Genomic DNA, 23,659 nt, shown 5'->3' on the forward strand with positions numbered 1-23,659 from the left:
AGAGCCGCCCCCTCCGTTTCTCGTACAGGTGCGATGCCCGAAGTCATTTTCCCTGGCCCCGAAGGCCGTCTTGAAGGCCGTTTCACCCCCGGCCCGCGCCCGCGCGCGCCCGTCGCGCTGATCCTCCACCCGCACCCGCAGGCGGGCGGCACGATGAACAACGCCATCGTGCAGGCGCTGTTCAAGACATTCGTGCGGCGCGGCTTCGCGACCTTGCGCTTCAACTTCCGGGGCGTCGGCAAGTCGCAGGGCGTGTTCGACAACGGCATCGGCGAGCTTTCCGATGCAGCCTCGGCGCTCGACTGGGTACAGTCGATCCATCCCGAGGCGACGCAGACCTGGATCGCCGGCTACAGCTTCGGCGCGTGGATCGGCATGCAGCTGCTGATGCGCCGACCGGAGGCGCGCGGCTTCATCTCGATCGCGCCGCCGGCGAGCATGTACGATTTCAGCTTCCTGGCGCCCTGCCCCTCCTCCGGCATCCTGATCCAGGGCGACGCCGACGAGGTGGCGACGCCCGCCGCGACGCAGAAGCTGGTCGACAAGCTGCGCACCCAGAAGCACATCACCATCCACCACGACACCATCCCGCACGCGAACCACTTCTTTGCGGACGAGATGACCGAGCTGATGCAATCGGTGGACGGCTATCTGGACATGCGGCTGAAGTAAGGCCGCTGAGCCCCTCCCTGGAAGGGAGGGGCTTATTGGGTCGGCATCGGCCACGCCCAGATCAGCACGTTGATCACCAGCACGACCGCGACGCCCAGCATCAGGGCGCCGCGCTTGCGGTCCTGACCGGTGGCGATCAGGCGGATGCCGAAGACACCGAGCACGAACGCGGCGATCATCGCGACGCTCAGCGCGAAGGTGGCGAAGCCGCTCCCCAGGATCATGCCGTGAGCGCCTGGAACTTGGCCGGATCGACATTGCCGCCCGAGACCAGCAGCACTGTGCCGTCGAGCGGCACCTTGCCCGCCAGCGCCGCCGCCAGCGCGACCGCGCCACCGGGCTCCGCCACGATCTTGAGCCGTTCGAAGGCGAAGCGCATCGCGTTCGCCACCTCGGCCTCGCTCACCGAAACTCCGGTCGCGCCACGCCCCTTAAGGATGCCGAAGGTCAGTTCGGCCACGCGCAGCGTCTGCAAAGCGTCACAGGCCGTCGATGGCGGGTTCTGCTCGACGGGCACGATCTCGCCCCGGCGGAGCGATTCGCCCATGTCGTCCCAACCCTCCGGCTCGACGACGACGATTTCGGCATCGGGCGCGGCCAGCGAGATGCCCGAGGACAGGCCACCGCCGCCGCAGCACACCACGATGCGCTTCACCTCTTTCCCGGCCGCCTCGCGATACTGCTCGACGATCTCTAGCCCCGTGGTGCCCTGCCCCTCGACGATCCATGGGTCATCGAAGCTCGGCACGAGCACCGCGCCGCGCTCGGCCGCGATGCGCGCGGCGATCTCCTCGCGGCTTTCCGTCAGGCGATCGTAGAAGACGATCTCCGCCCCGCTCGCCCGCGTGCCCGCCACCTTCGCGGCCGGTGCATCGGCGGGCATCACGATCAGCGCCGGCATCCCCAGCCGCTGCGCCGCCCACGCGACGCCCTGCGCGTGGTTGCCCGACGAAAATGCCACGACTCCCGCCCGCTTCTCCGTTTCATTCAACGACGTCAACCGCCACCACGCGCCTCTCAGCTTGAAGCTGCCGGTCCGCTGGAGGCACTCGGCCTTGATATGCACCGGCTCGCCCCGGATCTCGGTTGAAATCAGGGGTGTGCGGACCCCTATACCCTTCAGGGCAAGGGCTGCGGCCTGGATACCCTCAAGTGTCGGTGACCCGGACGTTAACGATTGGGTTGATTCGGCAGAAGAAATGGCTGTTCTCCGCGGGTTTCCGTGGGCCTTTACAGGGGGGTCAGCGATCCGTATATCGCACCCCCTCGCTGCCCCATGGGACTTCCAACCGCAAGGCAGCATTTGCTCTGTAACTGCACCTGGAGGTCCCTTGAATTGCACAAGCACCATAGCGCGCTGGGGGTAGCAACCGCCCTTCGTCCGGTTCAGCCGGTCACGCTCGTCCGTCCGCACGCCGCCACGCGTGCAGCCCGCTTCTTCTCGGAGAAGTTTCCGGGCCGGTCGCTCTATGCGGTAAAGGCGAATCCGTCGCCCGATCTCCTGCTCACTTTGTGGGAAGGCGGGATCACGCACTATGACGTCGCCTCGATCGCCGAGGTCCGTCTGGTCGCGCGCACCCTTCCGGAAGCGACGCTCTGCTTCATGCACCCGGTGAAGGCCGAGGAAGCGATTGCCGAAGCGTATTTCACGCACGGCGTCCGCACCTTCTCGCTCGACAGCCATGAGGAGCTGGACAAGATCGTGCGCGCCACCAAGGGCGCGACCGACCTGACGCTGTGCGTGCGTATTCGCGTGTCCTCCGATCATTCGAAGCTCAGCCTCGCGTCGAAGTTCGGCGTGGATCTGGCCGATGCCGCCTCGCTGCTGATGGCGACCCGCCAGGTCGCCGACGCGCTCGGCATCTGCTTCCACGTCGGTTCGCAGGCGATGAGCCCGCAGGCCTATTCGGATGCGCTCGCCCGCGTGCGTGCCGCGATCGTCTCGGCCTCGGTCACCGTGGACGTCATCGACGTCGGCGGCGGCTTCCCGTCGGCCTATCCGGGCATGACCCCGCCGCCGCTGGAGCAGTATTTCCGCGTCATCCACGAGGCGTTCGAGAGCCTGCCCGTCTCCTACTCGGCGGAGCTGTGGTGCGAGCCTGGCCGTGCGCTGTCGGCGGAATATGCCTCGGTGCTGGTCCGCGTCGAGCGCCGCCGCGGCGACGAGCTCTACATCAACGACGGCGCCTATGGCGCGCTGTTCGATGCGGCGCACATCGGCTGGCGCTTCCCGGTCGCGCTGCTGCGCGAGCCCGAGAGCCACGCCAAGGATGTCGGCTTCAGCTTCTACGGCCCGACCTGCGACGACATGGACCACATGGTCGGTCCGTTCGATCTGCCGGCGGACACCCGTGTCGGTGATTTCATCGAGATCGGCATGCTCGGTGCCTATGGCAGCGCGATGCGCACCGCCTTCAACGGCTTCACCAACGGCGAGACGGTCATCGTCGACGACGAGCCGATGGTCAGCCTCTACACCACGGTTGCGGAACCCGCGACGGTGGCGGGCCGCGTCATCAAGCTGTAAAGGCTTCGGCCAACAAGGAACCCACTCCCGGCGCGGGCCTCGGCCCGCGTCGCCCTTTTCTATTCTCGGGAGCGAGACCATGAACGACCAATCCCCGATCAACGACACCCGCAAGGCGGAGCTGCTTTCCACTGTCGTCGAGCATGTCGACATCACCAGCTTCGACGCGCGCCCGATCGTCGATGCGATGAAGAAGATGAGCTTCACCTCGCGCGATCTCGGCCGCGCGACCGACATCTACAACCAGATGCTGGCGGACAAGGATTGCTCGATCGTCCTCGTGATCGCGGGCTCGACCTCGGCCGGCGGCTGCATGGATCTCTATGCCGAGCTGGTGCGCAACAACATGGTGGACGCGATCGTCGCCACCGGCGCCTCGATCGTCGACATGGATTTCTTCGAGGGCCTCGGCCACAAGCATTATCAGGCCAAGGAAATCCCCGACGACGACACGCTGCGCTCGCTCTACATCGATCGCATCTACGACACCTATATCGACGAGGTGGCGCTCCAGAACGTCGATCACACCATCTTCGAGATCGCCGAGACGCTGCCGGCCAAGGCCTATTCGTCGCGCGCCTTCATCCGCGAGATGGGCCGCTATCTCACCCAGAACGGCGCCAAGGACAACAGCCTCGTCAAGCTGGCGTTCGAGCATGATGTGCCGATCTTCTGCCCGGCCTTCACCGACTCGTCGGCGGGCTTCGGCCTCGTGAAGCACCAGGTCGATGCGATGAAGGCGGGCAAGCCCTACCTCACCATCGACTCGATCGCCGACTTCCGCGAGCTGACCGACATCAAGATCAAGGCGGGCACCACCGGCCTGCTGATGATCGGCGGCGGCGTGCCGAAGAACTTCGTGCAGGACACGGTGGTGTGCGCCGAGATCCTCGGCCACGACGATTGCGAGGTGCACAAATACGCCGTGCAGATCACCGTGGCGGATGTGCGCGACGGCGCCTGCTCCTCCTCGACGCTGCAGGAAGCGGCCTCGTGGGGCAAGGTGAGCACCGCGCTGGAGCAGATGGTCTATGCCGAGGCCACCTCGGTGATGCCGTTGCTGGCTTCCGACGCTTACCATCGCGGCCACTGGAAGACCCGCGAGAAGCGCTCGTTCGCGAAGATGTTCGCCGACGATTGAGGCGGGATTCCCCTCGCTCCGGGCCTGCGCTATGCTGTCCGGAGCGAGGGAGACTTATGCGCACGATCACCACTCTGGCCCTGCTGGCAGGCACCCTGCTCGTCACCGCCTGCAACACCGTTCACGGCGTCGGACAGGACGCGAAGTCCGTCGGCCGCGTCTTCTCGCACGATCCGGACGGGAACAAGCAGAACCGCTAGCGGTGGAAGCTGGCCGCCAGCTCCACATGGGTCGACCAGCGGAACTGGCCGACCGGCCTGATCCACTCCAGCCGCCAGCCACCGTCCACCAGCGTCTTCGCGTCACGTGCGAAGGTGGAGGGGTTGCACGAGACGTAGGCGATACGACGGAGCTCGGCCTTCGCCAGCTCCGTCGTCTGCTCCTTGGCCCCCGCGCGCGGCGGATCGAGCACCACCGCGCCGAAACGCGATAGCTCGGCGGCGGTATAGGGCCGGCGGAAAAGATCGCGATGATCCGCGACCACCTGCCGGCCCGCCCGCGCAGCGGCAGCCTTGAGCGACAGGATCGCGTCGCGCGCGCCTTCCGCCGACAGCACCTTCGCGGAAGCGGACAGCGGCAGGGCGAAGGTGCCGAGGCCCGAAAAGAGATCGGCGACGGTCTTCGCATCGCCTACCACGTCGCGCACCGAGGCAAGCAACACCGCCTCACCGTCCATCGTCGCTTGCAGGAACCCCCCTGCCGGCAGGCCGACCGCCACACCGCCGAGCGTGACCGTGACGGGGCGGGGTTCCCAGCGCGTCTCCGCACCATATCCGCCGTCCACGGAAACGCGTGCCAGCACATGCGCTTCGGCAAAGGCGTTGATCGCCTCGATCGCAGCAAGTCCATCCGCCTCGACGCCCGTGAGAAGCAGGTCGATGCCCTGATCCACCAGCGCCAGTTCCACGCCGCAACCGCGCCTATCCGCCAGCAACTTGGCCAGCAGCGGTCTCAGCGGGGCGAGCAGCGCGAACAGTTCGGGCAGCAATATCCAGCATTCAGCCAGATCGACGATCTTCCGGCTCTGCCCCTCGTTGAAGCCGAGCAGGATCTTGCGCCCGATCCGCTCCGCCCGGAGCGAGGCGCGGCGGCGGGTGCGCGGCGGCGAGAGGTGCGGGCGCGCGATCTCGGCGGTCAGTCCCTGCTGGCCGAGCGCGCCTGCGATGCGATCGACCAGATAGTCGGCATAAGCGGCGTCATCGACATGCTGGAGCGTGCAGCCCCCGCAGGTCGGGAAATGGCGGCAGGGCGGCTTCTGGTGATGCGGACCGGGAACGATGCCACCGTCGGCCAGAAGCGTATCGCCGGGCGCGGCAAGCGGCACGGCGCGGCCATCGGCGGTCATGCCGTCGCCACGCGCGGCGAGGCGGACAATCGCCTCTCCCTGGAAGGGAGGGGCCGGGGGTGGGTCTTGGCGCGCGGTACGGTTGTCGTCGGTCACAAGGCGCCCGTATCATCAAGCCTGCACCCACCCCAACCCCTCCCTTAAAAGGAGCGGCCTTTCAGGCCAGGCACCCGGCCACCGCGCCGCGCAGATGCTCCACCAGATCGTCCGCGATCAGCAACGGGCCCGCGCGCCGACCGGCTTCCGAATGGAGCCACACCGCCGCCTGTGCCGCCTCGAACGGGTCGTCCATCTGCGCCAGCATCGTGCCGAGGATACCGGCGAGCACGTCGCCCGTTCCCGCGCTCGCCAGCCAGGCCGGGGCCGGCGCGCCGATCGCGGCGCGGCCGTCCGGATGCGCGACGACGGTGCAGACGCCCTTGAGCAGTATGACCGCGCCCGTCTTGCGGGCGCCGACCAGCGCCTTATCGAGCGCGGTGCCCCCGGCATCGGGGAACAGACGTGCATATTCGCCGCCATGCGGCGTCAACACGGCCAGTGCCTTGCGGGCGGGCAGGCGATCGAGCCCGTCCCTCGCCAGCAAAGTAAGCGCATCCGCGTCGAGTACCAGCGGGTGATCTGTGGCGAGCGCGAGATCGAGTCGCCGCCGTCCCTCACCCTCCGTGCCGAGGCCGGGGCCGATCACCATCGCGCCGATCCGCTTGTCCGCGAGCGCTTCGTCATCCCACGCGCGGCGGACCAGCGCGTGCGGCACACCCTCGCCCTCCGCGCCGAGCAACTCGACATAGCCCGCGCCCGCCCGCTGCGCGGCGAGCGAGGCGAGCATCGTCGCGCCCGGCATCCGGCCGGCGGCCACCACCACCTTGCCGCGCGTATATTTGTTGGCCTCGAAGCCCGGTGCCGCGATCGGGGGGCGGCCGATCTCGATCACGCCCCGCGGTGGATCGCCCAGGCCGATATCGGCGACCACCACCTCGCCGCAGCGCGCCGCTGCCGGCATTAGCCGGTGCGCGCGCTTGAGCGCACCCAGCGCGACGGTGAGATGCGCGGGCGGCAATTCGGTCAGCACCGCGCCGTCATCGGTTGCGATGCCGCTCGGCAAGTCGACCGCCACGCGATACGCGGCTGCCGCGAGCAGGCGGGAGGCCGGCTCCGCGATCTTGTTCTTCAGCGGACGCGAGAGGCCGGTGCCGAACAGCGCATCGATCACCAGCGGCGCCGGCGCCGCCTCGTCCAGCACCTCAACCGGGCCGCCCCACGCGCGCCGCGCCTCACGCGCCGCATCGGTCGTCGGATCGCCAGAGGCCGCCACCCGCACGCGTACGCCGCACTCCCGCAGCCGCGCGGCGATCACATAACCGTCGCCACCGTTGTTGCCGGGGCCGCACAGCACCAGCGTCTCGCGCGGGCCGAAGCGGTCCCAGGCGATCTCCGCCGCCGCGCGGCCGGCCTTGGTCATCAGCCCGAACACCGACACGCCGCGCGCAAACACCGCTTCCTCGGCCGCCTTGGTTTCGGCGGCGGTGAGGATTGGGCGACCGCTCATCGCGCCGGGGCGGCCTGCCCCTTGACGGTCGCAGGCAGGCGGTAGCGATCCTCGCCGATGCTCACCTCGATCGCATCGGCGCCGACCACCTTCACCGATGCCGCGTCCGCGCCATCCGCCGTGATCACACCGCGCCCGTCGTTGGCGACCTGCAAACGGCGGAAGCCGCCATCGGGATGGTGGAGCGTGAGCACGATGCCGTCCGCCATCGCGCTGCGCTCGACGGTGCATTCCGACTTGAACTCGGTGGCACCAGCCAGCGCACAGGGGATCGACGCGCCACCGGCTTCCTGGCTGCCGCCGCCTATCCCCGAAGGCGCCTGATCGCAGGCCGCGAGCGGGATGGTCAGCAGGAGCGGAAGAAGAGTGATGCGGCGCATGAACTGCATCCTTACGCCTGCAGTCGCACCGAAACAGGCCCCTTTTGCGCGAACCTGTCCCAAGTCGCGCCGATCACCGGCGCCAGCCGATCGGCCCAAACCGTCACCCCGGCCTCTTCGCCGATCAGGTCCTGCCGCACCTCGATACCGAGATAGGGGATGCCCGCGCCTTCCGCATGACGGTTCATCGTCGCGTTGAGCAGCCGGCCCGAATAAGGCTTATTGTCGCCGGTGGCGATGCCGGCCGCCTTCAGCAGCGGGATCGCGATCCGTGCTGCGCGCTCGTCCTGATTGTAGAGGATGCCGATCTCCCACGGACGCCGTTCCTCGGGCCGCGTCTCCAGCCGGGGCGTGAAGCTGTGCAGCGAGACGATCAGCGCTGGCCGCCTCCGCGCGATCGCTGCGGCAACCGCGCCATGATACGGTCGGAAGAACCGCGCAAGCCGCACCTCGCGCGCCTCGGCGTCGAGATGGTTGGCGGCGATATCGATGCCGTCGCTCGACAGCGGGATCAGGCCAGGCGCATCTTCCTCGCGGTTGAAATCGCAGACCAGCCGCGAGACGCCGCCGAGGATCGCCTCCCAGCCCATCCGCGCGCACAGCGCCTTCGCGAGCGGCGCCACGCCGATGTCGATCGCGACGTGGCGCGTCATGATTTCGGCCGGAATGCCGAGATCGATGTCAGGCGGAACGTGCGCCGAGGCATGATCGGCGACGATCAGGACGCCGCCCCTTGCCTCACCATCGCCGATCGCTTCCCAGGCCTCGGCCCGGTTATTGCTCATCCCGCGAAATCGGGCTTGCGGCCGGAGCGGAAGGCCTTCCAGCCCTCCTGGAAATCGGCGGAGGCGAAGGCGTCGTCGAAGCGCTTGTCGACACCGAAGCGGCCCGCCAGCGTCGCCTTGAGCGCATACAGGCTGTAGGGCGCATTGCCGGCGATCGAATCGATGATGTCGCAGCCGGTCGCCGCCTGCCCGCAGACCATCTCGACGAGGCCGATGCGATGCGCTTCCTCGGCGTCGATGAAGGTAGCAGTGAAAAGCAGGCGCGCCGCCTGCCCCGGACCGACCAGTTCTGCGAGGCGCGCAAGATCGGGCTGCGGATAGGAGATGCCGAAGCGTGCCGGAGTGATCGCGTAGGTGGATTTCGGCCCGGCGATCCGCATGTCGCATGCCATGGCGAGCGAGACGCCGGCGCCGAAGCACCCGCCCTCGACGATCGCCAGCGTCGGCTTGTTGACCGCACGGATGCGAGCGAGCGCGCTCGTCATCGCACCGCGGAAGATGTGGCGCTTTTTCACGTCGTCGATCAGGCCGGGCATTTCGGAAAGATCGGCACCGGCGCAGAAGCTCATCGGATCGGCGGAGGTGATGATCACCAGCCGCGCGTCGCTCGCGGCGGCCTCGTTCACCGTCTTCTCCAGCGCGCTCCATTGCCCGATCGGGATCGCATTGCGTTTCTCACCGCGATCGATCACGACGCGGGCGACCGGACCTTCCAGTTCGAGTCTGAACATCGACATCCTCATTCTCTCCAGATGAGCAACTCGGCAATTCCCATCCGGTTGCATCATGCAACCAGAATCGCCGGCTGTCACGTCAACGCAACAAGGTTGCCAGAGTCCACCACTGGGGGAAATGATTCTCTATGGCATCGCGCGCGCCATTCCGCTCTTCCGCTGTGCCAAAAAGAGCGAAGCAGGTCGCGCCCGAGCCGGACATGCGTGCCAGCATCACCCCCGGCATGGCAGCAAGCGCGGCGATCGTATCGGCGATGACTGGCTGCATCGCGATCGCCGGCGCTTCCAGATCATTCCGTCCGGCAAGCGCTGCGGCCAGCGGATCGCCGCCGCCGAGCGGTCCGCGATCGATCCCGTCCCAGCCTTTGAACACCGGCCCGGTCGGCACCGGCACGCGCGGGTTGACCAGCAACACCGGCATCCCGCGCAGGGGGGCGTCGTCGAGGAGATCGAGCGCGTCGCCCACCCCTTCCCCCCTCAGGCTCTTCGAGACGAGGCAGGCGGGCACATCCGCGCCGAGACCAGCGGCGATCTCGTGGAGGGAGGATTGCGGCATAGCGACGCCCCACAGCCGGACGAGCAGGCGCAACGCCGCCGCGGCGTCGGCGGAGCCGCCGCCGATCCCGGACGCGATCGGCAGGCGCTTGTCGAGCCGGATCGCCGCCCCGCCTGCCGTTCCGCAAGCTTTCCGCAAGGCATGAGCGGCGCGAAGCACCAGATTGTCCTCACCGACCGACAGCCCCTCGCCGAACGGCCCCTCGATCGCCAGCGACAGGGTATCGGCCGGCTCGACGGTCAGCTTGTCGCCGTCCGTGCAGAAGGCGAAGAGCGTTTCGAGATCGTGATAGCCGTCCGCCCGTCGGCGGCGGACGTGCAGGGCCAGGTTGATCTTGGCGTAGGCCGTCTCGGCCAACACCTTGTCAGGACTCATCACGGCTTCGCGATCAGCCCATTATCGATCTTGGCCTTGATCCGCGCCTTCTCGTCATCGTCGGCCGCCACGAGCGCCGCGCGCCAGGCGTAGCGCGCGTCGAGCTTGCGGTTCGCCTTCCAGTAGGCGTCGCCGAGATGCTCGTTGATATCGGTCTCGGCCGGAGCGCCCTGCGCGGCGCGTTCCAGCAACGGGATCGCACGATCGATATTGCCGCGCAGATACCAGGACCAGCCGAGCGAGTCGGTGATCGATGGATTGTCGGGCGCCAGCGCGCTGGCCTTGGCGATCATCGCACCGGCACCAGGAATATCCTCGCCATGCTCCAGCTCGGAATAGCCCAGGAAGTTGAGCACCTCGGGCTGCTGCGGCGCCAGCGCCAGCGCGCGCGCCGCCTTGACGCGTGCGGTCGGCCAATCGCCCGCCTCCAGCACGGCATTGGCCTCCTGCAGCAGCAGCGGCCAGGCGATCTCGGCCGGCGCCTTCTCGCCACCCGCCATCGTCAGCGCATGGTCATAGGCCTGCGCCGCCTCGGTCGGCTTCTTGGCGGCGGAGAGCAGATCGCCGAGCCGCGTCCAGTCACCCAGCGTCGCGCCGGGCGCCTGCGTCGCCGCCTGCGCCTCGGCGAGCGCCTGGTCGGAATGGCCGGCACGAACCAGAAGCATCACGCGTGTATCGCGGGCCGCGCCGGCGAAGGGATCGTCCGGGGAAACGTGGTTTACCGCATCGAGCGCCGCATCGTCCGCACCGCCGAGCGAGAGCAGGCTGGCAGTGACCAGCCACGGCTCGCTCGCATCGGGCGCCAGCATCGTCGCGATCCGCGCGAAGCCAAGCGCCAAGGGCGCTGCCTGCTGGCGGTTGAGATCGGCCGCGATCCGCACGTTGAGTTCGGCAATGCCTGCGGCCGGGGTGTCGATCGCGCCGGGCAGCTTGCGCCGCGCCGTCAGCATGTCCCGCGCCCGGGCGATCGCCGGCTCGTCGCCCACCAGCATCGCGAGCGCCGCATCGTGCTTGTGCCGTTTGTCGAGCTCGGCCGCCGCCGCGATCCGGATGCGGGCCGATCGCGCGCCCTCGGGCAGCTGGAGCGCGTTGATCGCGGCGACGCCCTCGGTGTCCTTGCCCATCGCGATCAGGATCAGGCCCTGCTGTTCGCTGCCATATGTCTCGGCCAGGCTGCCGGGCGGCAGCGCCTTCAGCGGCGCCAGCGGATCATTGTCATGCGCGCCGTAGGCGATCCACGCGCGCATCGCCGGAACCATGAAGGCGAACAGTTTCTCCGCCGTGACCCGATCGGCGAACGTCCGCGCGCGCTTCCAGTCCTTCGACTGGACCGCATCGGCGAGCAGCAGCAGCGTTCCGTCCGGCGGCAGCGACTTCTGCGCGTCGAGCGATCGCGCGCCTTTCAGCGCCAGCGCCATGTCGCCCGCCGCGACCGCCTGACGATAGGCCCGGAGCGCCAGCGTCATGTTGCCGGGATTCTCGGCCGCCGCCGCCGCATAGCCGTTCGCCGCGACCGACAGCTCGCCGAGATCGTCGGCGGCGCGGGCGCGGACATAGTCCACCACCGGATCGCTCCTGGCCGGATGGCGGGGCGCGTCGGCGATGGCGGGGTTGAAGGCTGTCGCTGCGAGCGCGGCGATCAGAAGCGGGCGGAAGGTCTTCATCGATGACATGCTCGGTACAGTTACGCCCCGCACCGATCCTTTGTCGATCCCACCGCCCGTGGCAAGCGGCTTGCCCTCACATATTCGGATAGTTCGGGCCGCCGCCGCCCTCGGGCACCACCCAATTGATGTTCTGGGTCGGGTCCTTGATGTCGCAGGTCTTGCAGTGGACGCAGTTCTGCGCGTTGATCTGCAGGCGCGGCTCGCCTTCCTCGCGCCCCACGATCTCGTAGACGCCGGCCGGGCAATAACGCTGCTCGGGCGCCTCGAACTCCCTGAGGTTCACCTCGATCGGCACCGAGGCATCCTTGAGCGTCAGGTGGACCGGCTGGTCCTCCTCATGGTTCACGCCCGAGATGAACACCGAGGAGAGGCGATCGAAGCTGATCACGCCGTCGGGCTTGGGATAGTCGATCTTCGGGCAGATGTTCGCCTTCCAGAGCGATTCCGCATCGGTGTGCTTGTGCTTGAGCGTGAAGGGCAGGCCGATCTTGAGATAGCGCATCCAGAGATCGAGACCCGAGACGAGGGTGCCGACCGTGCCGCCGAACTTGGCGACAGCGGGCTCCGCGTTGCGGACCATCTTGAGCTCCTTGGCCACCCAGCTCGCGTTGAGCGCGTCCGGGTAGCTCGCCAGCTCGTCCTGCTTGCGATCCGCCTTGAGCGCGTCGAAGGCGGCCTCGGCGGCGAGCATGCCGCTCTTCATCGCGGTGTGGCTGCCCTTGATGCGCGGCACGTTGACGAAGCCCGCCGAGCAGCCGATCAGCGCACCGCCCGGGAAAGTGAGTTTCGGCACCGACTGCCAGCCGCCCTCGTTGATCGCGCGCGCGCCGTAGGAGACGCGGCGGCCGCCCTCCAAGATCGCCTTGATATCAGGGTGCTGCTTCCAGCGCTGGAATTCCTCGAAGGGCGAGAGCCACGGATTCTTGTAGTCGAGCGCCACCACGAAGCCGAGCGCGACCTGGTTGTTGGCCTGATGATAGAGGAAGCCGCCGCCCCATGCGTCGTCGAGCGGCCAGCCCTGGGTGTGGATCACGCGGCCCGGCACATGCTTGGCGGGATCGATGTCCCAAAGCTCCTTGAGGCCGATGCCATAGACCTGGGGATCGCAATCGCGCTCCAGATCGAACAGGCGCTTGAGCTCCTTGGTCAGATGCCCACGCGCGCCTTCCGCGAAGAAGGTGTATTTGCCGTGCAGCTCCATGCCGGGCTGGTAGTCACCCTTGTGCTCGCCGGTTCGCGAGATTCCCATGTCGCCGGTGGCGACGCCCTTCACCGCGCCGTCCTCGTCGAACAGGATTTCGGCCGCCGCGAAGCCGGGGAAAATCTCGACGCCCAGATTCTCGGCCTGCGAGGCCAGCCAGCGGCACAGATTGCCGAGCGAGAGCGTGTAGGTGCCCTTGTTGTTCATGAAGGGCGGCATCATCAGGTGGGGCATTTCCCACTTGCCGTTCTTGCTCAGCACCCAATGCTGGTTGTCCGTCACCGGCACGCTGAGCGGGCTGTCGAGCTCCTTCCAGTTGGGAATGAGCTCGTTGAGCGCGATCGGATCGACCACCGCACCGGACAGGATATGCGCGCCAACCTCGGAGCCCTTCTCCAGCACGCAGACCGAAAGCTCGCGGCCTTCCGCTTCGGCGAGTTGCTTCAATCGGATCGCCGCCGACAGTCCCGCAGGCCCCGCGCCCACTACGACGACGTCATACTCCATCGATTCGCGATCCGACATCTTCACTCCTTCCCCTCGTCCACCTCTACGGAATCCGCGAAAATCTGCGGATCGGCGCAATCCCGTAACGCTCCGGCCTCAATCCGCGTTTCCCGAGATTGACCTCCGCGTCAACCGCAAGGCATGTGCCGATCATGCTTAATGGGGGGCAGCACCGTTTTCGGGACGTGATCGCCAGCACGATCGGCTGGTGGGCGGAGGCCGGCCTCGATACGCTTGCGGACGAGCAGCCGCGCGATTGGCTCGAGCCGCCGGCCAAAGCCCCGAAGGTGACGGAAGCTCCGGCCGCAGCGCCTTCGCCGAGCTTGCCGGAGGGGATCGAGGCGCTCCACGCCTTGCTGGCGACCGGCGACTATGCCCCGCAATCCGCCCCGCCCGGTCGCCGCATCGCGCCGTCCGGTGCGCCCGGCGCGGCGCTGATGATCATAGCGGACATGCCCGATGCCGACGACGCCGGGCACCTTTTCGCGGGGGAGACCGCGAAGCTGTTCGACGCCATGCTCGCTGCGATGGGTGTCGATCGCGGCGGTATCTATCTCGCCCCCTTCTCGCCTGCCCGCGCGGCGGGACGGATCGCGCCGGAGCAGGGCGAAGCGCTCACCATTCTGATGCGCCGCCACATCGCGCTTGCCACCCCCAAAACATTGATGATCTTCGGCGACGAGCCGGCGCGCTGGCTCATCGGGCCCGAAACACTGCAAATTCGCGGCGGTTTACGACACGTTAACCATGACGGCGGCACGGTGCCCGCCATCGCGACCTTTCACCCGCGCCACCTGCGCCGGATGCCCGCCCTCAAGGCGAGCGCCTGGGCGGACATGCGCCTGCTGCTCGGAGTTCTCGGCCAGTGACGTTTCGGTCCCTCGCATCGGTGCTGGCCCTGGCCTGCTGTTCCGCATCGGCCGTGGCTGCCGCGGACGTCTCCGTGCCGGCGACAACCTACCCGGTTTCCTCCACGCCGCAGGTCATCACCACCTCCGGCAGCGGTGCCGTGCTGACGGCCGACCAGCGCGCAGCCTATGAGGCGGTGTTCGAGGCGATCCGCAACGGTCGCTGGAGCGATGCTCAGGCCGGCCTCGCCGCGCAGCCCGATGGCGTGCTGACCCCGGTCGCCCGCGCCGAGCTGTTCCTGGCAAAGAACAGCCCGCGCATCGCGCAGGCCGATCTGCTCGCCTTGCTGTCGCAGGCGCCCGACCTCCCGCAGGCTCCGCAGCTTGCCCTGCTGGCGAAGAAGCGCGGCGCAACCGACCTTCCCGCGCTGCCCACCCCGCGTGATCTCGACTGGGTGAACGGTGCGCCGAGCCGCATCGCCGCGCGCCCGACCGCCAACGATCTCGCCGCCGCCTCGCTCACCGCGCAGGCCCGCCCGCTGCTCAAGGCCGACAATCCGGCCGGCGCCGAGGCGCTGCTCAACGCCAGCTTCGCTCAGCTGAGCCCCGAGGCCGCTACCGAATGGCAGCAGCGCATCGCCTGGAGCTACTTCCTCAACAACGACGACGCCAACGCCACAAGGCTGGCCTCGCTCGCGTCGCGAGGCCCCGGTGAATGGGCCGTGCAGGCGAGCTGGGTGCAGGGCCTCTCCGCCTGGCGCCAGAACGACTGCAAGGGCGCCGACGATGCCTTCTCGCGCGTCGCCGCCAACGGCAGCGATGCCGAGATGCGCTCGGCCGGGCAATTCTGGTCGGCGCGCGCCGAGATGAAGTGCGGGCGCTTCTCGTCCGTCCAGCAGCACCTGCGCACCGCCGCGCGCAACCCCGAGACCTTCTACGGCCTCGTCGCCGCGCGCCTGCTCGGCATGGCGGTGCCGGCCTCGGCGGCCGCGCCCAAGCTCACCACCGAGGAGTGGGCCGAGTTGTCGGTCCATGCCGACGTTCGCCGCGCCGCCGCGCTCGCCGAGATCGGCGAATATGGCCTCGCCGACGAGATGCTGCGGTGGCAGGCCCGCATCGGTTCGGACAACGAGCACAAGTCGCTGCTCCACCTCGCCGCGCGGCTCGATCTTCCCGCCACCCAGATCTGGCTCGCGCACAATTGCCCGACGGGCGAGATCGTCGAGGCATCGGCCCGCTATCCCGCGCCCAACTGGGTGCCGCAGGGCGGCTGGCAAGTCGACAAGGCGCTGGTCTTCGCGCACGTGATGCAGGAATCGCGGTTCCGCACCGATGCGCTCTCCGCCGCCGGCGCACGCGGGCTGATGCAGGTACTGCCCACCACCGCCGACCTGATCGAGCGCAAGCGCGGCTCCGGCATCACCGTCGATCGCGCCAGCCTCTCCAGCCCGCAGGTCAACATGGCCTATGGGCAGGCCTATCTCCAGCAGCTGCGCGACGCGACCGGCGGCCTGCTGCCCAAGGTGATCGCCGCCTATAATGCCGGCCCCAATGCGGTCGCCCGCTGGGACATCAACAATCGCGCCCAGAACGATCCCCTGCTCTATATCGAGAGCATCCCCTATGCCGAGACGCGCGGTTACGTGACCACGGTGCTGCGCAACTACTGGATGTACGAGCGCCAGTCCGGCGAGCAGACCGCCAGCCTCAAGGCGCTGGCGCAGGGTGCCTGGCCGCGCTTCCCCTCGACCATGCAGGCGGGCGTGCGGACCGGCACCGCGTCGGCCGACGCGACGCGCTCGACCATCGCCAACAACTGACATGTCTCTTGACGAGGGCATCGCGTTCAGGCCGGTCCGCATCGCCGTCCTGACGGTGTCGGACACGCGGACGCTCGCCGACGACCGATCCGGCGACACGCTGGTCGAGCGGCTGACCACCGCCGGCCACATCCTCGCCGATCGCGCGATCGAGAAAGACGATGCCGAGACGATCACGGGCCGGCTGCTCGGCTGGATCGCCGATCCGCAGGTGGATTGCGTGATCTCCACCGGCGGCACCGGCGTCACCGGCCGCGACGTGACGCCCGAGGCCTTCGCGCAAGTGTGGGATAAGCAGATCGAGGGCTTCGGCGAGCTTTTCCGCTGGCTGAGCTACGCCAAGATCGGCACCTCGACGATCCAGTCACGCGCGTGCGCGGGTGTCGCGCGCGGCACCTACCTGTTCGCGCTGCCCGGCTCGACCGGCGCGGTGAAGGACGGGTGGGACGGCATCCTCGCCTCCCAGCTCGATATCCGCCACCGCCCCTGCAATTTCGTCGAACTGATGCCGAGGCTGCGCGAGGCGTGACCGGTAATCCTGCCGACACGCTGCTCGACAGCTGGTCGGTCAATGCCGAAGCCTGGACCGACGCCGTGCGCGGACACTGCATCGCCAGCCGGCGCGAGATCACCGACGCCGCGATCGTCGAGGCGGTGCTCCGCCACCGTCCGCGCCGGATGCTGGACGTCGGCTGCGGCGAAGGCTGGCTATGCCGCGCCCTGGCCGGTCAGATCGAGACCATTACAGGCGTGGACGGCTCGCCGGAGTTGATCGAGTACGCAAGAGCTTCGGGCGGTGCGGAATTCCTCTGCCGCGATTACGCGCGGCTGATCGAGACGCCCGCCGCAGCCGGCGCGGATTTCGACCTGATCGCCTGCAATTTCGCGCTGCTCGACGATCGCGTCGCAGCGCTGCTGTCCGCGCTTGCACGAATAGCGGCCCCGGGCGCTCACCTCGTTATCCAGACGGTGCACCCGCTCACCGTGGCGCCACCCTATGCCGACGGTTGGCGCACCGAGCGATTTGACGGCTTCGGGAACGCACCATGGGCCGAAATGCCCTGGATGTTCCGAACGCTTGGCAATTGGGTGAAAACGATTTCGGAGTCATGGCGACTGATCGGGATCGGGGAACCGTGCACGCCCGGTGCACCGCTCCCCGCATCCCTTCTCATCACGGCTCGAAAGGCCTGACCGGCGACAGGACCGACAGCCGAGGTCGATCAGTGATGCCGCCCGCCGCCCATCGGGGGCGTGAAGCTGCCGTGCATGGGGTGGAAGGCATGGCCGCCGCCGGCCGGCTGGCCCATGTCATGGCGGAAATGGCCGCCCGTATCGTGTCGCCAATGGCCATGCTCGCTGGTGCGATAATAAAAGGCATCGCCATCGCCCCAATATCCGTCATAGATCGGGCCGTAATAGTCGTCGTAATAGCCGTCATAGGCGATCGGCCCCGGCCCGCCCGGCCCGTCATAATAGCCGTCGCTCACACAACCGGCGAGCGGAAGGGCCATGGCAGCCCCAGTCAGGGCGATCAGCAGCTTCCTGTTCACGATTCTTCTCCTCTCGGCCCCGCGAGAGACAAACCGGCCGCGAAACGGAATGTTGCCTTACAAATCGGACAGGTGGATCAATGGCTTGCCTCGACCACGGCAAGCTCGTTGCCCGAAGGATCGCGGAAGTGAAAACGACGGCCGCCCGGAAAGGCGAAGATCGGCTTCACCACCGTGCCCCCCGCCGCCTCCACCTTGGCCGGCCATGAATCCAGCCCCTCGACGTCGATCACGGGCAGCGGCGCCTTCGTCGCCTCGGCCGCATCGCCCTGCAGCCCGAGATCGACGTCGCCCATCGTCGTCGCCGCATAGGTCGGCCCGAACTCGCTCATCAGCCAGCCGAACGCCACCTCGTAGAAGCTCTTCGCCACGGCCGTGTCCGCGACCGGCAGCTCGACATAATTGATCCGGGCCATCCGCCACTCCATCGATGTTCTTTCTTTGTTCTGACTCATCCGCTACGCTCTGTCAATGCCGAGTCGCTTTCCAGAGCAGCGCGCCGGGCGCGGCGCGACCGTCAACGAGGTGCCCCGGCGCTTCGGTCTGGCCGCGCGCGAGGCGGATGGCGACTGGCTCGATACGCGCGAAGCGCTCGACGGCGAGCCGCCGCCGCTCCGCACTACGGTAACGATCGAAAGCCCGCGCACGATCATCACGAAGAACGCGTCTCCGGACGTCGGGTTCGATCGCTCGATCAATCCGTATCGAGGCTGCGAGCATGGCTGCATCTATTGTTTCGCCCGGCCGACGCACGCCTTCCACGATCTCTCGCCCGGCCTCGATTTCGAGACGAGGCTGTTCGCCAAGCCCAATGCGGCCGAATTGCTGGCGAAAGAGCTGGCAGCGCCATCCTATCAGTGCCGGCCAATCGCGTTCGGCACCAACACCGATCCCTACCAGCCGATCGAGGGGCGCTACCGCATCACCCGGGCCTGTCTCGAGCTGCTGGCGGGGTGCCGCCACCCGATCACCATCACCACCAAGTCGGATCGCGTCGTGTCCGACATCGAACTGCTGCGCGGCATGGCGCGCGACGATCTCGCGGCGGTGTCGATCTCGGTCACGTCGCTCGATCCGAAGACCGCGCGGACGCTGGAGCCGCGCGCGCCGCATCCCGAACGGCGGCTGACGGCGGTGCGCAAGCTGGCGGATGCCGGTATCCCCGTCCACGTCTCGATCGCGCCGATCGTGCCGCAGGTGACCGATCACGAAATCGAGCATCTCGTCGAGCGCGCGGCGGAGGCCGGCGCGCGCGGCGTCTCCTTCATCCCCGTCCGCCTGCCGCACGAGGTGGCGCCCTTGTTCCGCGCCTGGCTGGAAGCGCATCATCCCGACCGTGCGGCCAAGGTGATGGCGACGATCCAAGCGATCCGTGGCGGGCGGGACAACGATCCCGACTTCTTCACGCGCATGAAGGGCCATGGGCCATGGGCGGACCTCATCCGCAGCCGCATCCAGATTGCCAGCCGCAAGCACGGCCTCGGCCGCCAGCGCTTCCAGCTACGCGCAGACCTGTTCACGCCACCGGTGCTGCCGGGGACGCAGATGTCACTTTTCTAGGAATCTCAGGCTGCGGCGCAGCAGCCGCGAAGCTCGGTGAGTGCGCCCTGTATCTCGTAGAGCAGCGTCCTTGCATTCGCCACGCGGAGTCCGCGATCCCGTGCCTGCCGGACGATCGCCTGCTGCTGTTCCTCAAATGCGACGAGATCGGCGATCCGCTCCTCCAGCGTCTCGCCGGGAGACAGGATCATGAGATCGTTCTTGCTGCTCATCGATACTCTCGAACGCCGATGAGCAGGAGACGCAGGGCGGCGTGTTCGGTTCCGCGCGCGCCGGGCAGCTGGAACGAAAATCCGCGCCATGATAGGCTGGCGGTGTCCAATCCAGGGGATCGGCCATGCCGTTCGACCCACTCGACTACCGACGCCGGGAGCCCTCGCCGGATCGCCCCAGCCCGACGGCGCCGACCACCAGGCATGGCGGGCTGGTGCTGGCTGGCCTGATTATCGTCGCGATGCTGCTGACCGGCCTGATCGAGTTTCCCTACGCCCTGAACGGCATCGGCCAGCTCGCCGATGCGCTGGGCCTTTAGCGCCCGCCTTTCACCCCGGCGCGCGCCAGTTCGCGACCCAGCCGGCCGCTGACCCAGCAGCCGTACATCACGAAATCGGCAGCAAGGCTCCACAACGGATAGGTGAAGGTCGCCGGCCGGTTGCGCTCGATCGTGAAGTGGGCGAGCCAGGCGAAGAAATAGCCCGCCACCGGCATCGCCGCGAATAGCAGCGCATGGCCGGTGACGATGCCTGCGATCAGGCAGATCAGCACCAGCGTCGTACCGACATAGTGGAGCGCACGGGTCGCCGACTTGCTGTGCTCGCGCAGGTAGAAGGGCCAGAATTGGGCGAAGCTGGTGAAGCGCTCGCCCGCCATGATCACCCCACCAGCGCGAGGCGCGGCGCCTCGATCGGGCCAAGACGAGCCGAGCCGATCCCGGGTAGCTTCTCGATCCGCGCAACCAGCTCGGCATCGAAATTGTAACCGCGCCCGGCGAGCAGATGCGCGCGGAGGCCATCGGGCATCTTCGCGGACAGATGCAGCTCGCCGCGCCCGCCGCACTTGTCGGACAGGATGGCGGCCAGCGCCTCGGCCGCCTCGGGCACGTCAACGACGACGTCCAGCCTCAGCCGCGTCGTGGCCATCGACATGCCGTCGAAGGGCCGGATGCCACGGATCGTGACGCGCGGCGTCTCGTCGCCCTCGCGCCGGTCCAGCTCCACGGCAAGCAGGCCGCAGCCGCCGGCCTTGGCGGTCTCCTCGATCCGCGCGGACACGTCGTCGTCAAAACAACTTGCCATGAACTGGCCCGAGGCATCGGAGCAGCTGGCGAACAGATAGCGCCGCCCGCTCTTCGCCGCCGTGCGCCAGCGCGCATCCTCGACCAGCACGGCCATCGCGACGGTCGGCGCCGGCTGGCGGCGGCCGCGCTCGTCGGGCGGCGGGGCAACGGGCGTCGGCAGCGCGCACCACTCGGCGAAGCTGCGCGCGCCGTGCGCTTGCGCCAAATGGCGGTAGCGATCGGTCGGGTGCGAGGAGAAATAGAAGCCGAACGCATCCTTCTCCTGTGCCATGGTCTCGATCATCGACCAGTGCGCGCCGGCGGGCAGTCGGATCGGCGGCACTTCGATATCGTCGCCGCCGAACAGTCCGCCCTGCCCGCTGGTCCGCCCTTCGTGCGCGGCCTTGGCGTGGGCGAGGACGGTCTCGGCGCCACCATGGACGGTCGCGCGCTCCAGCCCGAGGCACTCGAACGCGCCGCCCGCCGCGAGGCTTTCCAACTGGCGCTGGTTGAGCATCCGGGGGTCGATCCGGTCGGCGAAATCCTCGATCGACCTAAACGGGCCGCCGCGCACCCGCTCGGCGCACAGTTCCTCCATCGCCTTCTCGCCGACGCCCTTGAGCGCGCCCAGCGCGTAGCGGACCGATGGCCCTTCCGGCCCCTCCTCGACGCTGAACTCGGCCTCGCTGTGGTTGATCGAGGGCGGCAGGCCCGGCACATCCATGCGCCGCATGTCCTCGACGAAGATAGAGAGCTTGTCGGTCTGCGCCATGTCGAAGCACATCGAGGCGGCGAAGAACTCAGGCTTGTGGTGCGCCTTCATCCACGCGGTCTGGTAGGCGACGAGGGCGTAGGCGGCGGCGTGCGACTTGTTGAAGCCGTAGCCGGCGAACTTGTCGATCAAGTCGAACAGCTCGTTGGCCTTCTGCGCCGGGATGGCGTTCACCTCGGCGCAGCCCTTCACGAAGATCTCGCGCTGGGCGTCCATCTCCGCCTTGATCTTCTTGCCCATCGCGCGGCGCAGCATGTCGGCGCCGCCCAGCGTGTAGCCGGCGAGCACCTGCGCCGCCTGCATCACCTGTTCCTGATAGACGAAGATGCCGTAGGTTTCGGAAAGGATGCCTTCGAGCAGGGCATGCGGATATTCGATCGGCTCGCGCCCGTTCTTGCGCGCGCCGAACATCGGGATATTGTCCATCGGGCCGGGCCGATAGAGCGAGACGAGCGCGATGATGTCCTCGAAGCAGGTCGGGCGGACGGCGGACAGCGTGCGGCGCATGCCTTCCGATTCCAGCTGGAACACGCCCACCGTGTTGCCGGACATCAGCAGCTCGAACACCGCCGGATCATCCCACGCCAGCTTGGCGAGATCGACCTCGATGCCGCGCTTCGCCAGCATCTGCACGGCCTTCTGCAGCACCGACAGCGTCTTGAGCCCGAGGAAGTCGAACTTCACCAGCCCCGCATCCTCGACATGCTTCATGTCGAACTGGGTGACCGGCATGTCCGATCGTGGATCGCGATAGAGCGGCACCAGCTGATCGAGCGGGCGGTCGCCGATCACCACGCCGGCGGCGTGGGTGGAGGAGTGGCGCGGGAAGCCCTCCAACTGCTTGGCGAGATCGAGCAGCCGCTTCACCTCGGGCTCGCGTTCATATTCGTTCACCAGCTCGGCGACGCCGTTGAGCGAGCGTTCCAGCGTCCACGGATCGGTCGGGTGGTTGGGCACCAGCTTGGCGAGGCGATCGACCTGGCCGTAGCTCATCTGGAGCACGCGGCCGGTGTCCTTGAGCACGGCGCGCGCTTTCAGCCGCCCGAAAGTGATGATCTGCGCGACGTGATCGCGCCCGTATTTCTCCTGCACGTAGCGGATCACCTCGCCGCGCCGGGTTTCGCAGAAGTCGATGTCGAAATCCGGCATCGAGACGCGCTCGGGATTGAGGAAGCGCTCGAACAGCAGGCCGAGGCGCAACGGATCGAGATCGGTGATGGTCAGCGCCCAGGCGACCACCGATCCGGCACCGGAGCCGCGGCCCGGCCCGACCGGAATGTCGTGATCCTTCGCCCACTTGATGAAGTCGGCGACGATCAGGAAGTAGCCGGGGAAGCCCATGCCGACGATGATGTCGGTCTCGAAGGCGAGGCGCTCGAAATAGGTGGGGTATTTCGCCTCCACCTCGGCGTCGGAGGCGCTGGCCACCGCCTCGTCGGCGAAGCGCAGGCGGGCGAGCAGGCCGTTATAGGCATCTTGCCGCAGCATCGCGGCCTCGCCCTCGCGATCGCCGGCGAGGCTGGGCAGGATCGGCTTGCGCTTGGGTGCGGCGAAGGCGGTGCGCTGGGCGACGACGACGGTGTTGAGAAGCGCCTCGGGCAAATCCTCGAACAGAGCGTCCATCGCGGCAGCCGGCTTGAGCCAGGTGTCGGGCGAGGAGCGGCGGCGATCGTCGCTGTCCACGTAGGCGGAGTCCGCGATGCAGAGCATGGCGTCGTGCGCTTCGTGGAAGCTCGCCTCGGTAAAACATGTTGGGTTGGTGGCGACCAGCGGCAGATCGCGGGCATAAGCGAGATCGATCAACCGGGCCTCGGCCGCCTCCTCGATCGCATTGCCGCGCCGGGCGAGTTCGATGTAGAGGCGGTCGCCGAACAGTGTCTCCAGCCGCCCGGCGTAAAGCGCGGCGTGCATCTCCTGCCCTTCGGCGAGCAGGCGGGCGAGCGCGCCCTCGCCCGCGCCGGTCAGCGCGATCAGCCCGTCGGTGCGGCCCTCCAGCGCGTCGAGGCGGACATGGGCGTCCTCCTCGATCGGGCGATCGAGATGCGCGGCGGAGACCAGCGCGCAGAGATTGTCGTAGCCCGACGCGTCCTGCGCGTAGAGTGGCAACCAGTCGATGACGGGCGGCTTGCCCGGCTCGGCGCCGCCGCACTCCGCCGGCCGCGCGACAGCCAGCAGCGTGCCGACGATCGGCTGCACGCCCTCGCCCTTCGCAGCAGCGCAGAAGGCCATGGCGGCGTAGAGCCCGTTGCGGTCGCAGATCGCGGCGGCGGGGAAACCCAGCTTCTTCGCCTGCTTGGCCAGCACCTTCGGATCGATCGCGCCCTCCAGCATGGTGTAGGCGGTGAAGACGCGCAGCGGGATGAAGGGGTTCGCCATCGTGGGACTATGGGCGCC

At 68.0% G+C, this 23,659-nt stretch carries 25 protein-coding genes; 10 read left to right on the top strand and 15 right to left on the bottom strand.

The window, feature by feature from the left end; translation table 11 throughout:
• Positions 1-33 precede the first annotated feature (33 nt).
• Positions 34-672: an alpha/beta hydrolase gene (locus HZF05_RS19840; RefSeq protein WP_160364202.1), complete on the top strand. Its 639-nt coding sequence runs from the start codon at positions 34-36 to the stop codon at positions 670-672.
• Between the two features lie 32 nt (positions 673-704).
• Here HZF05_RS19840 and HZF05_RS19845 read toward each other — a convergent pair whose 3' ends face one another.
• Entirely contained in the window at positions 705-896 is a 192-nt protein-coding gene (locus tag HZF05_RS19845; RefSeq protein WP_160364203.1) for a hypothetical protein, read from the bottom strand.
• Positions 893-1,816 carry a threonine ammonia-lyase gene (locus HZF05_RS19850; RefSeq protein WP_425505650.1) on the bottom strand — a complete coding sequence of 308 codons (924 nt, stop codon included), beginning with the start codon at positions 1,814-1,816 and terminating at the stop codon, positions 893-895. Before HZF05_RS19850 ends, HZF05_RS19845 begins: the two co-directional genes overlap by 4 nt.
• A gap of 192 nt (positions 1,817-2,008) precedes the next feature.
• Between HZF05_RS19850 and HZF05_RS19855 the strand changes: the two genes are divergently transcribed.
• The 3 genes from HZF05_RS19855 (at position 2,009) to HZF05_RS19865 (ending at position 4,540) form a co-directional block, all read left to right on the top strand.
• Entirely contained in the window at positions 2,009-3,199 is a 1,191-nt protein-coding gene (locus HZF05_RS19855) for a type III PLP-dependent enzyme (protein ID WP_160364204.1), read from the top strand.
• Between the two features lie 79 nt (positions 3,200-3,278).
• On the top strand, positions 3,279-4,340 hold the full coding sequence (locus tag HZF05_RS19860; protein ID WP_160364205.1) for a 1,9-bis(guanidino)-5-aza-nonane synthase: 1,062 nt from the start codon (positions 3,279-3,281) through the stop codon (positions 4,338-4,340).
• Between the two features lie 56 nt (positions 4,341-4,396).
• Positions 4,397-4,540, top strand: a complete 144-nt coding sequence (locus HZF05_RS19865; RefSeq protein WP_160364206.1) for an entericidin EcnA/B family protein — start codon at positions 4,397-4,399, stop codon at positions 4,538-4,540.
• On the opposite strand, the gene HZF05_RS19870 is transcribed toward HZF05_RS19865, so the two are convergent.
• The 8 genes from HZF05_RS19870 to HZF05_RS19905 all read right to left on the bottom strand — a co-directional run bounded on the left by HZF05_RS19870 (position 4,537) and on the right by HZF05_RS19905 (position 13,454).
• Positions 4,537-5,685 carry a class I SAM-dependent RNA methyltransferase gene (locus HZF05_RS19870; protein ID WP_160364543.1) on the bottom strand — a complete coding sequence of 383 codons (1,149 nt, stop codon included), beginning with the start codon at positions 5,683-5,685 and terminating at the stop codon, positions 4,537-4,539. The two genes, HZF05_RS19865 and HZF05_RS19870, sit on opposite strands and share 4 nt — an antisense overlap.
• 157 nt (positions 5,686-5,842) lie before the next feature.
• Positions 5,843-7,231: an NAD(P)H-hydrate dehydratase gene (locus HZF05_RS19875; protein ID WP_160364207.1), complete on the bottom strand. Its 1,389-nt coding sequence runs from the start codon at positions 7,229-7,231 to the stop codon at positions 5,843-5,845.
• Entirely contained in the window at positions 7,228-7,611 is a 384-nt protein-coding gene (locus HZF05_RS19880; protein WP_160364208.1) for a hypothetical protein, read from the bottom strand. The genes HZF05_RS19875 and HZF05_RS19880 overlap by 4 nt, the downstream gene beginning before the upstream one ends.
• 11 nt (positions 7,612-7,622) lie before the next feature.
• Positions 7,623-8,396: an N-formylglutamate amidohydrolase gene (locus HZF05_RS19885; RefSeq protein ID WP_160364209.1), complete on the bottom strand. Its 774-nt coding sequence runs from the start codon at positions 8,394-8,396 to the stop codon at positions 7,623-7,625.
• Positions 8,393-9,127 carry an enoyl-CoA hydratase/isomerase family protein gene (locus HZF05_RS19890; RefSeq protein WP_246332101.1) on the bottom strand — a complete coding sequence of 245 codons (735 nt, stop codon included), beginning with the start codon at positions 9,125-9,127 and terminating at the stop codon, positions 8,393-8,395. The genes HZF05_RS19885 and HZF05_RS19890 overlap by 4 nt, the downstream gene beginning before the upstream one ends.
• Before the next feature lie 82 nt (positions 9,128-9,209).
• Positions 9,210-10,061, bottom strand: a complete 852-nt coding sequence (locus tag HZF05_RS19895) for a 4-(cytidine 5'-diphospho)-2-C-methyl-D-erythritol kinase (RefSeq protein ID WP_181638927.1) — start codon at positions 10,059-10,061, stop codon at positions 9,210-9,212.
• Positions 10,061-11,725 (bottom strand): tetratricopeptide repeat protein, encoded by a 1,665-nt coding sequence (locus tag HZF05_RS19900; RefSeq protein WP_160364211.1) that lies wholly within the window; start codon positions 11,723-11,725, stop codon positions 10,061-10,063. Before HZF05_RS19900 ends, HZF05_RS19895 begins: the two co-directional genes overlap by 1 nt.
• A 76-nt stretch (positions 11,726-11,801) precedes the next feature.
• The gene (locus HZF05_RS19905; RefSeq protein WP_160364212.1) at positions 11,802-13,454 is read right to left on the bottom strand and encodes an electron transfer flavoprotein-ubiquinone oxidoreductase; all 1,653 of its coding nucleotides are present in this window, start codon (positions 13,452-13,454) and stop codon (positions 11,802-11,804) included.
• A 134-nt stretch (positions 13,455-13,588) separates the two neighbouring features.
• On the opposite strand from HZF05_RS19905, the gene HZF05_RS19910 reads away from it, so the two are divergent.
• From HZF05_RS19910 to HZF05_RS19925, 4 genes are all read left to right on the top strand, one after another.
• A complete protein-coding gene (locus tag HZF05_RS19910; protein WP_160364213.1) occupies positions 13,589-14,305 on the top strand; it encodes a uracil-DNA glycosylase family protein in 717 nt (238 codons plus the stop codon).
• Between the two features lie 74 nt (positions 14,306-14,379).
• Positions 14,380-16,104 (top strand): lytic transglycosylase domain-containing protein, encoded by a 1,725-nt coding sequence (locus tag HZF05_RS19915; protein WP_343046932.1) that lies wholly within the window; start codon positions 14,380-14,382, stop codon positions 16,102-16,104.
• A 1-nt stretch (position 16,105) separates the two neighbouring features.
• Complete coding sequence (gene moaB, locus HZF05_RS19920) at positions 16,106-16,633, top strand: molybdenum cofactor biosynthesis protein B (protein WP_160364215.1); 528 nt, start codon at positions 16,106-16,108, stop codon at positions 16,631-16,633.
• Positions 16,630-17,298: a methyltransferase domain-containing protein gene (locus HZF05_RS19925; protein ID WP_160364216.1), complete on the top strand. Its 669-nt coding sequence runs from the start codon at positions 16,630-16,632 to the stop codon at positions 17,296-17,298. The genes moaB and HZF05_RS19925 overlap by 4 nt, the downstream gene beginning before the upstream one ends.
• Positions 17,299-17,327: 29 nt before the next feature.
• On the opposite strand, the gene HZF05_RS19930 is transcribed toward HZF05_RS19925, so the two are convergent.
• Both HZF05_RS19930 and HZF05_RS19935 read right to left on the bottom strand, forming a co-directional pair.
• Entirely contained in the window at positions 17,328-17,657 is a 330-nt protein-coding gene (locus HZF05_RS19930; RefSeq protein ID WP_181638948.1) for a hypothetical protein, read from the bottom strand.
• Between the two features lie 77 nt (positions 17,658-17,734).
• Positions 17,735-18,073, bottom strand: coding sequence for a VOC family protein (locus HZF05_RS19935; protein WP_160364217.1), 339 nt, complete (start codon positions 18,071-18,073; stop codon positions 17,735-17,737).
• Between the two features lie 55 nt (positions 18,074-18,128).
• Here HZF05_RS19935 and HZF05_RS19940 point away from each other — a divergent pair, with 55 nt between their 5' ends.
• On the top strand, positions 18,129-19,217 hold the full coding sequence (locus HZF05_RS19940) for a PA0069 family radical SAM protein (RefSeq protein WP_160364218.1): 1,089 nt from the start codon (positions 18,129-18,131) through the stop codon (positions 19,215-19,217).
• 5 nt (positions 19,218-19,222) lie between these two features.
• Here HZF05_RS19940 and HZF05_RS19945 read toward each other — a convergent pair whose 3' ends face one another.
• A complete protein-coding gene (locus HZF05_RS19945; RefSeq protein WP_160364219.1) occupies positions 19,223-19,429 on the bottom strand; it encodes a hypothetical protein in 207 nt (68 codons plus the stop codon).
• 125 nt (positions 19,430-19,554) lie between these two features.
• Here HZF05_RS19945 and HZF05_RS19950 point away from each other — a divergent pair, with 125 nt between their 5' ends.
• Positions 19,555-19,749, top strand: coding sequence for a hypothetical protein (locus HZF05_RS19950; protein ID WP_160364220.1), 195 nt, complete (start codon positions 19,555-19,557; stop codon positions 19,747-19,749).
• On the opposite strand, the gene HZF05_RS19955 is transcribed toward HZF05_RS19950, so the two are convergent.
• Both HZF05_RS19955 and dnaE read right to left on the bottom strand, forming a co-directional pair.
• Entirely contained in the window at positions 19,746-20,087 is a 342-nt protein-coding gene (locus tag HZF05_RS19955) for an Mpo1-like protein (protein WP_160364221.1), read from the bottom strand. The two genes, HZF05_RS19950 and HZF05_RS19955, sit on opposite strands and share 4 nt — an antisense overlap.
• Before the next feature lie 2 nt (positions 20,088-20,089).
• Entirely contained in the window at positions 20,090-23,641 is a 3,552-nt protein-coding gene (dnaE, locus tag HZF05_RS19960; protein WP_160364222.1) for a DNA polymerase III subunit alpha, read from the bottom strand.
• Between the last annotated feature and the right edge of the window lie 18 nt (positions 23,642-23,659).

It is taken from the genome of Sphingomonas chungangi, assembly GCF_013778325.1.
Taxonomy (GTDB): domain Bacteria; phylum Pseudomonadota; class Alphaproteobacteria; order Sphingomonadales; family Sphingomonadaceae; genus Solisphingomonas; species Solisphingomonas chungangi.

What these genes read in the sequence shown, in the direction of transcription:
- HZF05_RS19840 (WP_160364202.1), top strand. Translation starts at nt 34, where the DNA reads ATGCCCGAAGTCATTTTCCCTGGCCCCGAAGGCCGTCTTGAAGGCCGT.
- HZF05_RS19845 (WP_160364203.1), bottom strand. Translation starts at nt 896, where the DNA reads ATGATCCTGGGGAGCGGCTTCGCCACCTTCGCGCTGAGCGTCGCGATG.
- HZF05_RS19860 (WP_160364205.1), top strand. Translation starts at nt 3,279, where the DNA reads ATGAACGACCAATCCCCGATCAACGACACCCGCAAGGCGGAGCTGCTT.
- HZF05_RS19865 (WP_160364206.1), top strand. Translation starts at nt 4,397, where the DNA reads ATGCGCACGATCACCACTCTGGCCCTGCTGGCAGGCACCCTGCTCGTC.
- HZF05_RS19870 (WP_160364543.1), bottom strand. Translation starts at nt 5,685, where the DNA reads ATGACCGCCGATGGCCGCGCCGTGCCGCTTGCCGCGCCCGGCGATACG.
- HZF05_RS19875 (WP_160364207.1), bottom strand. Translation starts at nt 7,231, where the DNA reads ATGAGCGGTCGCCCAATCCTCACCGCCGCCGAAACCAAGGCGGCCGAG.
- HZF05_RS19880 (WP_160364208.1), bottom strand. Translation starts at nt 7,611, where the DNA reads ATGCGCCGCATCACTCTTCTTCCGCTCCTGCTGACCATCCCGCTCGCG.
- HZF05_RS19885 (WP_160364209.1), bottom strand. Translation starts at nt 8,396, where the DNA reads ATGAGCAATAACCGGGCCGAGGCCTGGGAAGCGATCGGCGATGGTGAG.
- HZF05_RS19890 (WP_246332101.1), bottom strand. Translation starts at nt 9,127, where the DNA reads ATGTTCAGACTCGAACTGGAAGGTCCGGTCGCCCGCGTCGTGATCGAT.
- HZF05_RS19895 (WP_181638927.1), bottom strand. Translation starts at nt 10,061, where the DNA reads ATGAGTCCTGACAAGGTGTTGGCCGAGACGGCCTACGCCAAGATCAAC.
- HZF05_RS19900 (WP_160364211.1), bottom strand. Translation starts at nt 11,725, where the DNA reads ATGAAGACCTTCCGCCCGCTTCTGATCGCCGCGCTCGCAGCGACAGCC.
- HZF05_RS19905 (WP_160364212.1), bottom strand. Translation starts at nt 13,454, where the DNA reads ATGTCGGATCGCGAATCGATGGAGTATGACGTCGTCGTAGTGGGCGCG.
- HZF05_RS19910 (WP_160364213.1), top strand. Translation starts at nt 13,589, where the DNA reads ATGCTTAATGGGGGGCAGCACCGTTTTCGGGACGTGATCGCCAGCACG.
- moaB (WP_160364215.1), top strand. Translation starts at nt 16,106, where the DNA reads ATGTCTCTTGACGAGGGCATCGCGTTCAGGCCGGTCCGCATCGCCGTC.
- HZF05_RS19935 (WP_160364217.1), bottom strand. Translation starts at nt 18,073, where the DNA reads ATGGCCCGGATCAATTATGTCGAGCTGCCGGTCGCGGACACGGCCGTG.
- HZF05_RS19940 (WP_160364218.1), top strand. Translation starts at nt 18,129, where the DNA reads ATGCCGAGTCGCTTTCCAGAGCAGCGCGCCGGGCGCGGCGCGACCGTC.
- HZF05_RS19945 (WP_160364219.1), bottom strand. Translation starts at nt 19,429, where the DNA reads ATGAGCAGCAAGAACGATCTCATGATCCTGTCTCCCGGCGAGACGCTG.
- HZF05_RS19950 (WP_160364220.1), top strand. Translation starts at nt 19,555, where the DNA reads ATGCCGTTCGACCCACTCGACTACCGACGCCGGGAGCCCTCGCCGGAT.
- HZF05_RS19955 (WP_160364221.1), bottom strand. Translation starts at nt 20,087, where the DNA reads ATGGCGGGCGAGCGCTTCACCAGCTTCGCCCAATTCTGGCCCTTCTAC.
- dnaE (WP_160364222.1), bottom strand. Translation starts at nt 23,641, where the DNA reads ATGGCGAACCCCTTCATCCCGCTGCGCGTCTTCACCGCCTACACCATG.